At 38.4% G+C, this 12,330-nt stretch carries 11 protein-coding genes and 1 pseudogene; 4 read left to right on the top strand and 8 right to left on the bottom strand.

Features of this window, described 5'->3' with window-relative positions; translation table 11 throughout:
• Window positions 1-95 precede the first annotated feature (95 nt).
• On the top strand, window positions 96-968 hold the full coding sequence (locus ACI6MV_RS24075; RefSeq protein ID WP_407272859.1) for a GNAT family N-acetyltransferase: 873 nt from the start codon (window positions 96-98) through the stop codon (window positions 966-968).
• Between the two features lie 261 nt (window positions 969-1,229).
• Here ACI6MV_RS24075 and rnr read toward each other — a convergent pair whose 3' ends face one another.
• The 3 genes from rnr to secG all read right to left on the bottom strand — a co-directional run bounded on the left by rnr (window position 1,230) and on the right by secG (window position 4,949).
• A complete protein-coding gene (rnr, locus tag ACI6MV_RS24070) occupies window positions 1,230-3,539 on the bottom strand; it encodes a ribonuclease R (protein ID WP_407272858.1) in 2,310 nt (769 codons plus the stop codon).
• Between the two features lie 63 nt (window positions 3,540-3,602).
• Window positions 3,603-4,346: an alpha/beta hydrolase gene (locus tag ACI6MV_RS24065; protein ID WP_407272857.1), complete on the bottom strand. Its 744-nt coding sequence runs from the start codon at window positions 4,344-4,346 to the stop codon at window positions 3,603-3,605.
• A 372-nt stretch (window positions 4,347-4,718) separates the two neighbouring features.
• Window positions 4,719-4,949 (bottom strand): preprotein translocase subunit SecG, encoded by a 231-nt coding sequence (gene secG, locus ACI6MV_RS24060; protein ID WP_407272856.1) that lies wholly within the window; start codon window positions 4,947-4,949, stop codon window positions 4,719-4,721.
• A gap of 160 nt (window positions 4,950-5,109) precedes the next feature.
• Between secG and ACI6MV_RS24055 the strand changes: the two genes are divergently transcribed.
• From ACI6MV_RS24055 to ptsP, 3 genes are all read left to right on the top strand, one after another.
• On the top strand, window positions 5,110-6,063 hold the full coding sequence (locus tag ACI6MV_RS24055; protein WP_407272855.1) for an alpha/beta hydrolase: 954 nt from the start codon (window positions 5,110-5,112) through the stop codon (window positions 6,061-6,063).
• Window positions 6,064-6,370: 307 nt separating this feature from the next.
• Window positions 6,371-6,637: a phosphocarrier protein HPr gene (locus tag ACI6MV_RS24050; RefSeq protein ID WP_407272854.1), complete on the top strand. Its 267-nt coding sequence runs from the start codon at window positions 6,371-6,373 to the stop codon at window positions 6,635-6,637.
• 6 nt (window positions 6,638-6,643) lie between these two features.
• Window positions 6,644-8,359 (top strand): phosphoenolpyruvate--protein phosphotransferase, encoded by a 1,716-nt coding sequence (gene ptsP / locus ACI6MV_RS24045; RefSeq protein ID WP_407272853.1) that lies wholly within the window; start codon window positions 6,644-6,646, stop codon window positions 8,357-8,359.
• A gap of 259 nt (window positions 8,360-8,618) precedes the next feature.
• Here the strand turns inward: ptsP and ACI6MV_RS24040 are convergent.
• The 5 genes and pseudogenes from ACI6MV_RS24040 to ACI6MV_RS24020 form a co-directional block, all read right to left on the bottom strand.
• Window positions 8,619-9,053: pseudogene (locus ACI6MV_RS24040) on the bottom strand (GNAT family N-acetyltransferase); the annotation flags it as partial.
• A 651-nt stretch (window positions 9,054-9,704) separates the two neighbouring features.
• A complete protein-coding gene (locus ACI6MV_RS24035; protein WP_407272852.1) occupies window positions 9,705-9,830 on the bottom strand; it encodes a hypothetical protein in 126 nt (41 codons plus the stop codon).
• Window positions 9,831-9,906: 76 nt separating this feature from the next.
• Window positions 9,907-10,116: a hypothetical protein gene (locus ACI6MV_RS24030; RefSeq protein WP_407272851.1), complete on the bottom strand. Its 210-nt coding sequence runs from the start codon at window positions 10,114-10,116 to the stop codon at window positions 9,907-9,909.
• 86 nt (window positions 10,117-10,202) lie between these two features.
• Complete coding sequence (locus ACI6MV_RS24025) at window positions 10,203-11,621, bottom strand: type II toxin-antitoxin system SpoIISA family toxin (protein ID WP_407272850.1); 1,419 nt, start codon at window positions 11,619-11,621, stop codon at window positions 10,203-10,205.
• Window positions 11,621-12,199, bottom strand: a complete 579-nt coding sequence (locus tag ACI6MV_RS24020) for a DUF262 domain-containing protein (protein WP_407272849.1) — start codon at window positions 12,197-12,199, stop codon at window positions 11,621-11,623. Before ACI6MV_RS24020 ends, ACI6MV_RS24025 begins: the two co-directional genes overlap by 1 nt.
• Window positions 12,200-12,330 lie beyond the last annotated feature (131 nt).

The following is a 12,330-nucleotide window of genomic DNA, read 5'->3' as shown; positions in this document are numbered from 1 at the left end:
TCTATGGGCAGTCAATCGGAAGCTATTGTAATAGACAATCGCTATTTTCTTGTGAGAAGATAAGCTGTGATTACATATTTAGGGGGCAATCGAAAGTGCAAGATACGTTAATGATAAGAGAACTGGTTATGGATGACTATGATGTTGTAAAAAAGATGGAAACAAACATAGAAGATGATTATATCCATTACATATTTCCTGATTTAATTCAATCGGAGAACGAGTTTCTGTATGGTCTTTATGATGAGCAAAAGCACTTGCTCGCGATTGCAGGGTATCACGTGTTTCCAGGTGGCAATGCGATGATTGGTCGACTGCGCAGTGACCATCGCTACTTGTCCAAAGGCAACGCGACCCGCTTGCTCTCTCACATTGCCGACGTACTAAGACAAGACCCAACCATTACATGGCTCGGCGCCAACACGAATGAGGGTAACAAAGCCGCGAGACGCGTGCTTGAAAAATTAGGTTTATCCGTGATGACAAAGCTTCACTCCTTTACAGTTAAGGACATTGACCTTGTTGGTGGCGAGAATGGTGATGTGTGGCAACAAGTAACATCCGTGGCGGATAAGCGAGCATTATTACAAACCGTCCAAACGAACGCACTTGGAAATGTCTATCCGTATGAATGTTACAATCCACTGCCATTAAAAGCAGATTTGTTTTCCGATCAGCACCTAGAATCCTCTGTCTTTTATCAAAATCAAGCTCAGGACCGTTTCCTCGTCATCAAGCCTGACCGGAAAGGTAACTGGTATGCGCATGTGAAATACTTCTGGAATGACCATAACGAGCAGCCAGGATTGTGGGAGACAGTAAAGCATTTTATGCAAAGCCGTGCTACAGAAGATGATATGCATGTGTGGATAGATTTTTCTCAGCAAGGCTTTGAAAATATCCCGAACCTTGATGCATACGACGTTAGTGATGCTTGGATTTTATATGGGGAATATACGAAAAGATAGAATGGTCGGAGTTTCTGCGGCCACAGGGGAGCTTATTTCTTTAGAAAAACTTGATATTTGCAGTACACGGCCACCAGCGCTCTTATTGGGTAAAATTCAGGGAAAATCAGTACAATTCATGCAAATAAGCTCCCTGGTGGCCGGCAATATCAAAAAAGACAGTTTTTCATCAAAATAACGTCTCTCGTGGCCGCGAAAACTCCCGCCAACACCCAAACAAAAAAAAAACGTGGCACGGCATTCTCACGCCGTGCTCCACGTCTATTTTTTCTTCTTGCTCTTACCTTTATTTTTCTTCTGGCGTGTGCCACCTGGTCCTCTACCCTTGCCTCTAGGTTTGTCGTTACCATTGCTACGACCTTTTTTGTCGTTTTGCTTTAAGGTTTTCGCTTTGATCACCTTTGGACGGTCAGTGGATACGCGCTCTTTTCGCGGTTTCATTCCGACAACTTCAAAATCAACCACATGTTCTTCTAGATTTACGTTAACAACTTTAACAGTTATTTCGTCACCTATGCGGAACACATTACCGGTACGCTCACCGATCATGGCGTAGTGACGCTCATCAAAGTGATAATAATCGTCGGTCAAATAACTAACATGCACGAGGCCTTCTACCGTGTTCGGCAGTTCGACAAACAAACCGAAGCCTGTTACCGAGCTGATTACCCCGTCAAATTCTTCGCCGATTTTATCAGCCATATATTCTGCTTTTTTCAGATCGTCTGTTTCACGTTCTGCGTCAACTGCGCCGCGTTCTTTTTCAGAAGCGTGTCTCGCAATATCAGGTAACACATCTTTCCAATGGCGGATCGTTTTTTCATCCAGTTTTTTATTAATCAAGTACGTCCGTATTAGACGGTGTACGATTAAATCTGGATAACGACGAATTGGTGATGTGAAATGTGTATAAAATTCTGTTGCTAAGCCGAAGTGACCAACGCCTTGTGGATCATACTTCGCTTGCTTCATCGAGCGGAGCATTAATTTCGAAATAATCATTTCCTCTTGCTCGCCCTTTACTTCATCTAATACCTTTTGCAAGGCTTGTGGATGAATTTCGTTGGACGTACCTTTAACAACGTAGCCCAAGGTTCCTATAAAATCAAAGAAGCTCTGCAGCTTCGATGGATCTGGATCTTCGTGAATTCGGTGGATAAACGGTACGTCCATCCAATGGAAATGTTCCGCTACTGTTTCATTGGCACATAGCATAAATTCTTCAATTAAGCGTTCGGCAACAGAGCGTTCACGGATTACAACATCTACCGATTTACCTTCATCATCAACGAGCACTTTCGCCTCTTTAAAATCAAAATCGATGGCGCCACGTCCAAAACGCTTTCCGCGTAAAATCGCTGCTAAATCTTCCATATCCTGAAACATCGGAACTAATTCCTTATAACGATCCATCAGTTGTTCGTCTTTGTCGACTAAAATCTTATTCACATCATTATAAGTCATACGTTCATTCGTTCTAATCACACTTTGGAAAATTTCATGCCCAACAACTTGTCCTTGTTTGTCTATCTCCATTTCACATCCGAGTGTTAACCGGTCTACCTGTGGATTTAGTGAACAAATTCCGTTAGACAGACGATGTGGAATCATCGGAATCACACGGTCTACTAAATAAACACTCGTACCACGGTCCAATGCTTCCTTATCGATTGGCGAATTTTCTTCCACATAATAAGTTACATCAGCAATGTAAACGCCTAGCTTATAGTTCCCGTTATCTAACTTTTTGACGGTTACCGCATCATCTAAATCCTTCGCATCGGCACCATCAATCGTAACGATCATTTCATCACGAAGATCTTTGCGGTTCGCAATTTCATCTTCATTAATCGATTCCGGTGTGTTTGCAGCTTGTTCAATTACTTCTTCTGGAAAATCAATCGCAATGCCGTGCTTATAAATAATCGAGATAATGTCAATCCCTGGATCATTTTTGTGCCCAAGGATTTGGGTGATTTCCCCTTCTGCACTCATGCGTCCTTCAGGATATTTGGTAATTTTCACGATTACTTTGTGTCCGTCCACCGCACCAGCTGATGCATGCTTTGGCACAAAAATATCGTTCGGTATCCGTTTATCATCGGCAATTACGAAGCCGTAGTTGCCATTGCCATCATAAGTACCAACGATTTCTGAGACCGCTCTTTCTAAAATACGAACGACAACACCTTCTGGCCGCTTGCCGTGTTCATCGCGTCCCTCAATTCGAACCAACACTTTATCATTGTTCATGGCAGACTGCAGATCGGCATGATTAATATACACATCATCTTGATCTTCTTCATCCGGAATTAAAAATGCAAAGCCCTTCGCATGCATTTGGATTTTGCCTCGAATCAGATTCATCCGCTCCGGTGGCCCATACCTATTTTTCCTCGTTCTAACTAACTCTCCAGCTTCCTCGAGTTCATTTAATATTTTCATTAAAATTTTGAACTGATCAGCATCATCGATATCAACTATTTCTTCTATTTCATTAACTGCTAATGGTTTGGAAGCATTTTCTCTGAAATAATCGAGAATTTTCTGCTTCGTTTCTTCATTATTCAATCTTTCACCTTCCTTCTAAAACAATGGAAGCTCTCCATTTTCCATACCTAACTTTAGTATGGATTAAGACCAATCCAATGATTCTAAAAATTGATAAATATCTTCATGTAACTGTTCTTTTTCTTTATCCAAAGTAATCACGTGTCCTGAATCTTCGTACCATTTGATTTCTTTTTGATCTGCTTCCACGTTTTCATAAATATAGTCAGCACTGTCCGTATTAATCATCTGATCACGCCTAGCCTGCATTACCATTGTCGGTGCATAAATGTGGTCAACATGCTGTTTCACCTCGGTAATGAGTCCTCCTAGCTTCGAAAAAAGTTGCTTTGATTCGCCCATTAACTGTTCGACTTCCTTATTAATAGTCGCATCATCTTTCTTCTCTAGTTGTTTATATTCGCTAGCAAACGCCCGAAATCCTTTTGTTAGCTGTGTTTCATTATCAAAAAACATCGGCGCACACATCGGGATCACTGCTTTCACCGGTTCCGAGTAAGCTAATTTCAATCCAAGTACGCCACCAAGCGACAAACCCGCTACTGCAATTTGTTCATGACCAAGCTCCCGTAAGTGGTTTAAAGCAATGTTTACATCTTCCCACCATTGGTCAGGATTAGATGCGACAAGCTCCTCCGGCGGTGCACCATGCCCCCTATAGATCGGTGCGTGACACGTATAGCCTTGATTTTGTAAATATCTTCCTAACATCCTTACGTCGGCTGTATGTCCAGTGAATCCATGTAATAACAATACCGCGCGTACTCCAGCTTCAAACGTGAAAGGCTCAGGTAATTTAATTTTCATTGATACACTTCCCCCTATTATTTCTATATGTACCAGATAAATCCTACCAAACTTCTCGTTGTAATACACAAATAATGGCTTCATAACAGTCCGAGCCGATTTTTGTTCACGACCGAACTTGTCCACAAACACCTTTTCTATTAGTTTACCCTACTAAAAACGAAATAATCCCTCACTATATGCAGTAAGGGATTGCTTAGTTTCTATAATAATTATAGAGGTTGTTCAAAAAGGCACCAAATGATCAGCGGCGAACTCTAGAGTTGGTTCGTCTATCCGGTCCTCATGTAGGAAAAGCCTACACTGCGGTCCTCTAGACTTCACCGCCTCGACCTTCTTGCTGCTAATTCGTCACCTTTTTGAACACGCATTTTATAGTACATATCCAACAAGAAATGTTAGAATGAAAAGAAGAACTCCAACTACAATTGTAGCACGGTTCAATACAGCATCAATACCGCGTGCTTTTTGTTTTCCAAAAAGCTGCTCGGCTCCACCGGAGATTGCACCTGAAAGTCCAGCACTTTTTCCTGATTGTAAGAGAACCAAAATAATAAGAGCAATTGCATCAATTACTAATAACGTTATCGCAACTCCATACATGTTGCGCACACCTCCTAAGACCCACTAATACATATGATAAATGTAGCACAAGTCATGGATAGTTAGCAAGTTAAAATTGCTTATTTTCGACAAAAGCACCTATATGCAGTTATTTAAACAGGCGCCTATATGCAACCAATAAAAGAAAGGATGATAATTTATGAAAAAAGATTCTTTTTGGTTAGAGATGGAAGATCAAACTTCTGTATTTGTGCAAAGCTGGACAGACCCGAGCAAACAACCGGCTGCGATTATTCAAATTTCCCATGGCATGACCGAGCATAGCGACCGTTATCAAGCATTTGCTGAATATCTTGTCGACAATGATATATTTGTTTTTGCGAATGACCACCGCGGCCACGGAAATACAGGAGACCGCCAAGGACTGCTAGGCTATTTTTCTGAAAAAGATGGTTTTGAAACCGTAACGAATGACCTAGTCGAAATTACCAAACATATTAAAAATACCTATCCGGATACACCGGTTATTTTATTAGGACATAGCTTCGGAAGTTTCGTTGCTAGAAATTATATACAAAAACATAGTGAATTACTCACTGGCGTAATCTTATCAGGTACAGCAAGCCATTCCCAGGTAGAGCTATCATTCGCTAAATTTTTAGCACGATTAGAAATCATAAGAAAAGGGAAAAAAGGGGAAAGTAAATTATTATCACGCATAACCTCGATGGGAAATACGAAACATATCCCTAAACCATTAACAACACGAGACTGGTTAACGAGAGATAAGGAAGAGATCCAAAAGTATATAAACGATCCTTATTGCACGTTTACACCGACGGCAAGCTTTTTCTATGATATGTTCGACGGCTTAACTGTTATACATGACCAGCAAAACATCACAAAGATTCCAAGTGATTTGCCTATATTATTTATTAGCGGCACAGATGACCCCGTTGGTAACCTTGGCAAAGGTGTACAAAAAGTGATTGACCAGTACAAACAATTGAACGTCGGTGAGGTTACTGCTCATTTTTATCCAGGTGGAAGACATGAAATGCTAAATGAAGAAAACAAACAAGAAGTATTTGCAGATATTTATGAATGGACTCAAACGATCGTCCCTTCAGCTTCATCACGTATAACAAAGTAGAGTGGGATTTAGTTAGCATCGCAACTGCAAAAACCAAGCTATTGCAAGGTTAAAGCAAGCTACACACAAATAAATGGTAAGTTCACATATTTGTTGTTGGACTTTTTCTATGTGTCAATGCTATTCTAATAGCTGGAACTTTGAGAAGGTCACCCGCAGCAATTTATACTTATCACACTAGCAAAAATTGGTTTTATGCTAAGCATAAAGCAAAAGTTGAAAATATACCTATAAAAAGAGTAAAATTATGTTGTAGAGTGCCCGCACAAAGATGAATGATTTATATTATCTTAGGAGGTTTTTAATTATGGTAGAACAAACAGTTAAAATTACAGATCCAACAGGAGTACATGCTAGACCAGCAACAGTACTAGTTAATAAAGCAAGTAGCTATGAAGCGGAAGCAAAGATTGAGTACAACGGCAAATCAGTTAACCTTAAATCAATCATGGGTGTTATGTCTTTAGGTATTCCGAAAGATTCTGAAATTAAAATTATTGCTGAAGGGTCTGACGAACAAGAAGCACTTGACGGCATTCTTGAAGTAATTAAAAAAGAAGGACTGGGAGAGTAATTATTAATGAGTAGTTTGAGCGGTATTGCAGCATCAAGTGGAATTGCAATCGCAAAAGTGTATAAACTTGCAGCTCCAGATTTATCATTCGAAAAAACGACAGTGGAAGATACAGACACTGAAATAGAACGTTTAAATCAAGCTCTTGCTATTTCTAAACAAGAGCTTGAAAAGATTAAAGAAAATGCAAAGCGCACACTTGGTGATGAGCACGCAGAAATTTTTTCTGCACACTTGTTAGTTTTAAGTGATCCAGAAATGATTAACCCAATTCAAGACAAAATCAAATCAGAAAAAGTCAATGCTGAAGTTGCACTTGATGAGACTGCTACAATGTTCATCAATATGTTTAAAGCGATGGATAACGAGTACATGCGAGAGCGTGCGGCAGATATCCAAGACGTAACCAAGCGTGTGATGTCACACTTATTGAAAGTCACTTTTCCTGATCCTGCATTAATCGATGAAGAAGTTGTCATTGTCGCTGAAGATCTTACACCATCTGATACAGCTCAATTAAACAAACAATTTGTGAAGGGCTTCACTACAAATATCGGTGGTAGAACATCACATTCGGCTATTATGGCGCGTTCTTTAGAAATTCCAGCAGTTGTTGGTACAAAAACAATTACATCTGATGCTAGTAAGGATCAACTAATCATCGTTGACGGGATTGAAGGAAAAGTTATCCTCGACCCTACAGATGAAGAAGTTGCTGCGTATAAGCAAAAACAAGCGGATTTTGAACTACAAAAGAAAGAATGGGCAAAGCTTAAAGACGAGCCTACGCTTTCAAGTGATCAAGTCCACGTAGAGCTAGCTGCTAACATTGGAACGCCAGAAGATGTTGTTGGCGTACTAGAAAACGGTGGCGAAGGTGTCGGGCTTTATCGTACCGAGTTTTTATACATGGGTAAAAGTGAACTTCCAACTGAAGATGAGCAATTTGACGCTTATAAATCCGTGCTTGAGCAAATGGGAGACAAGCCTGTTGTCGTGAGAACGTTAGACATCGGTGGAGATAAAGAACTAAATTACTTAGACCTGCCAAAGGAAATGAACCCATTTTTAGGCTTCCGTGCGATTCGTCTTTGCTTAGAACGTACGGATATTTTCCGTACCCAGCTTCGCGCATTGCTACGAGCTAGTGTTTACGGTAATTTAAAAATTATGTTCCCGATGATCGCGACGCTAAGTGAATTCCGTGAAGCGAAAGCAATATTATTAGACGAAAAAGCCAATTTAACAAAAGAAGGCGTTAAAGTTTCTGATAGTATCGAAATTGGTATTATGGTTGAGATTCCATCTACGGCTGTTATTGCCAAGCAGTTCGCGAAGGAAGTTGATTTCTTCAGTATTGGAACAAACGATTTAATCCAATACACAATGGCAGCAGATCGTATGAATGAGCGCGTCTCTTATTTATACCAACCGTATCACCCAGCAATCCTTAACCTCGTCAACAACGTGATCGAGGCTGCACACGCAGAAGGTAAATGGGCTGGTATGTGTGGAGAAATGGCTGGCGACTCGATTGCAATTCCTATCTTATTAGGTCTTGGATTAGATGAATTCAGCATGAGTGCAACATCAATTCTTCCAGCACGTACCCAAATTAGAGATTTATCTAAAAAAGAGCTAGCATCTTACAAAGATCAACTCCTAGCAATGGGCACAGCAGAAGAAGTAGAAGCATTCGTTAAAGAAAAAACAAATCAATAGACTTAGCTCATAAAGCGTGTCCACCTAGGTGGGCACGTTTTTTTTGGAACGCGGGGTCAGTTTTATCGTTCCAGCGGGGATCTTATGGTTTTTTTCGCATAGACCAGAACAGTAAAACTGATGCTCTGTTTCATCGAGATTTTTTCATCTTACAAAGATCAACTTCTAGCAATGGGTACAGCAGAAGAAATAGAAGCATTCGTTAATGAAAAAACAAATCAATAAAAGCGTGCCCACCGACACCGGAGGACACGCTTTTCTAACGTTTAAATGGATTTTTCCATTCCATTAAAGCAGCATAATGTAACGATTCTTCATCCTCTAGATAATTCTCAATCACACCTAAAGGCTTTCGCCCACATCGCAATAAAAAGCTCGTAACAGGATCCTTGTATTCCCCTGAAACAACACGGTCTAAATATGCTTCTGCAGAAAGCTCGTTTGCATATTTGTGATAGCCTGGAAGCCGACCTCCACCTACTAAACGCTCTAAATCATACTGAATAACAACCTCATACATCGATTGCATCAGCCATCTACCTAGATCCAATTTGCGGTACTCCGGATGCACACAAATATCAACAACATACAAGGCGTTACCATTCGGATTATGGTTACTTATATAACCGTCATCGGTCATCTCTTCCCACCTATGCTGGACATCGCTTGGATCAAACTGTACACAGAGTGCGGTGGAACGCGGGGTCAGTTTTATCGTTCCAGCAGGACCTTAGCTTTTTCACATAGACTAGAACAGTAAACCTGACCCTCTTTTACATAACCAATCCCAAAAATGAAAGGAAGTTTACTCATGAACTCTATTAAATGGATTTTATAACTATATCGATTTGTCCCACTTTCTGAGTCAGCCTGTACGGCATACCCTCATGCACAACAAACAATTAACTGGTTAGAAAGCAGCATTCACCGTTGCCGCGACGGTAAGATTAACCATCGGACCTTTTAACCCATAAAAAGAGGAACTGGTGGATAAATGCTATATTTCTTTCCAATCGCAAGGTGGAAAGAAGGCTTCGATCTACCAGATGAATAGTCTGTGGCCAACATGGACCACATATGGACTATAGTTCGGACTGGAGTATCAACCGGCACATCGACTACATTGTGACCCGAAGTGCGGACAAATTATATAAACAAAACAATACGAAACAAATACGAAAGAATATTAATGCAACAAACGCGCATGTTTTCTATGAGAATAACCTTTGAGATGTCTGTCCGTTTATTTTGGACGAGATAGCAGTTTGGACACATGAGGCAGGTGATGGATTAGTGATGGACACGATAAAGGTAGTATTCATCCCCTGTTGATCTAATAAAAAAGTTATTTCTGCTTCTTCTCTATGTACTCCAATGTTTCTTCAATTCTTTTAACAATAGGTCTTTTGACTAGTTTAGAAGCTTTCGTTACTGGAAATTGATTACTTTTTTCCTTTCTTTTAGATCGCATAGAAAAACCCTCCTGATATAAAACTTGTTATCAAGTCTATTCAAAAGGGTTCTATAATATAACTAACTAAATTCGTTTATTGACGTTTCGCTATAGCTTTTAGTACTGAATTTGTCTTTTCGATTACTGATCTGCGTCCAGTATCTTCATCACTAATGTGGGGTTTTGGATATAAATATTGATTTCTCGAAATTCTAGATGGACGTCTACTTTGACTATTTTTATTCTTTCGTGAGTTCCTAGATGCACCACTACTTGACTTTTTCTCTTCCACATCAATTGCCATAAACTATCCACCTCCTAGAATCCTTCATTTAAAGTAATTATATCATAGATTAATAGACTACTCATTCATTGGCTTACAATTGACAATTATTCTTCCTTGAATCCAATAAACCAATCTAACATTGCTATCATGTTAGAAATATGCAAAGCATCTATAGTTTCAACTTTTGCAAATTCACTTGAAACAGTGGAAATTGTACAAAAACTTTCACTAAAATAAGGAATAGCAATTAATCTTTCTTTTACCAATACTTCAATCTCTCCTTTTGTCAAAGAAGTTATTAATGTTGTCTTTGCTTTTTCTTTATCTTCATCATTCATATCTTCAAAGAGAATTATGCCATTTCCCAATTCAATATCATGTACTTTACCACTTATAATATCTTGTTTTTGCTGGTCATCCATAAACATGATAGGGTCAAACATATAGAAGCCAACTTTTAATTCAAATATTTCAGTATATTTCCTACAATATTTTTCTAGAGCCTCTTTAAATTCGATTAACGAATAAAGTTCTTCCTCATATTCGTCCGAAAAATATTCAACTGTTGTATGTAAAATTTCTTGATGCTTCTTCACCTTACTCTCATCCATAATAGCAGTACGGCGGGATTCAAGTATTGTTTTTTTAACCTGCTCCTCATGTGCAAATTCAGCTTTCCATATTTTAGTTATGTTTGGGTTTTGTAATAATGCAAGATCTACTAATATTACAATCGCAGTTACTTGAGTTAATATAATCCAATCATCGGATAATAATGAATCCAATTTTAGCAATACTGGTAAACGGACTTTCTTCATTTGGTATAGATCTCCGTCCAATTGTTTGACAATCAGTCTTTTTTCTTCATTTGTTAATTGGAGAGAGGATTTTTCTATATAAAGGTTTTTACCGTCTTCAATTTCGATTAGAAGATTTCTAAACCGTTCAATACGTTGATTTATATTATACCTAAGTATCATCATAGCCATGGCCAAACGCTCTAAATCTTTGAAAAACTTTAAAAGCCTTGGGGAATCATTTTCATACTTTGAAAGAAAAAGAATTGCAGCAGGAACCCAATCCCTATTATCAATCTTTAATAACCAATAAAAATGATTGTTGATTTCATCTGCATTATTTGCACTTTTGTAATCCATTTCTAATATACTTTTAAATGCATTAGAAAAAGGTACCAACTTATTTTCAATGAAGTCTTTGGGATTTTCTGAAGGTTTAACGTAATCTCGAAATTCCTTAATTATAGTTGACCTTAATTTAAATTTCAGGTAAATCATTCTTACATGAGAGAATAACTCATTAAAGGTATCACGGCCTAGATATTCCTCAGCATCCTCCCACATTTCATTAAATTTATCCTGTTCATTTTTATGAAGTTTACCAATCACTTCTACTTTTAAAATATCGGAATGAGATAGATCCAGCCCCCGGTCATTTAATACCGAAAATATTCTGTATGCCGAATCGAAATCAGGGGTACTTACGACAACTAAATAACATTTCATTATGATAAATATGTAGCAAGTTGAGTTCTCTCTTCTTGTGAGATGTTAGAAAGTCGTTCTTTTAAGAGTAATGTATTGGTAACTATCTGCTTTTGACTATCATTATCAAATTTCATGTTAGTTGATAATTTATCTATCCCACCATCAGCCTGAATAAACTCTCTGAAAAAATCAGCATCTCGATCTCTTAGTGTTAACCGAAAGCGGTCAGGTGTTCCTCTTAATGAATTTCCTTCTTCGTATAAAAACCCTTTAATTTCATTAGCCTTTTCGGGTAATAGGTTTTTAAGTACAGCAAGTAAGATAGTTAGTGTGGTTAATCGTTGCTGACCATCTAATACTTGTGAGTCTGGTCCGTCTTCTTTTATTAATACAATACTACCTAAAAAATATGGATTCATTTCATCAATAAAATTTGTTGAAGAATTATCAATGAACTCTAATAAATCATCTAATAAAACCTCAGTATTTTCCTCCGTCCAAGAATATGGTCTTTGTACATTAGGTATTGAAAATGCGTAATCGTTACTAAATATCTTATCTATCGGATACTCTTTTGCTAATAGACTAGTTGTCATTTTTTCACCTCGTTTAATAAATTTTTTAGTTGTAAAATATAATAATGTGGAGATTAAAAGTGTCAGAACACTATGAGTTCTTACGTGATGATGATCGAGTAATTATTATTTTTTGTGAAAATAATTTAATA

Origin of the sequence: Radiobacillus sp. PE A8.2 (assembly GCF_045635475.1) — a bacterium.
Lineage (GTDB): Bacteria > Bacillota > Bacilli > Bacillales > Amphibacillaceae > JBJGXI01.
Note: the sequence above shows the minus strand (reverse complement) of the source record. Positions and strands in the feature narration are given on the sequence as shown.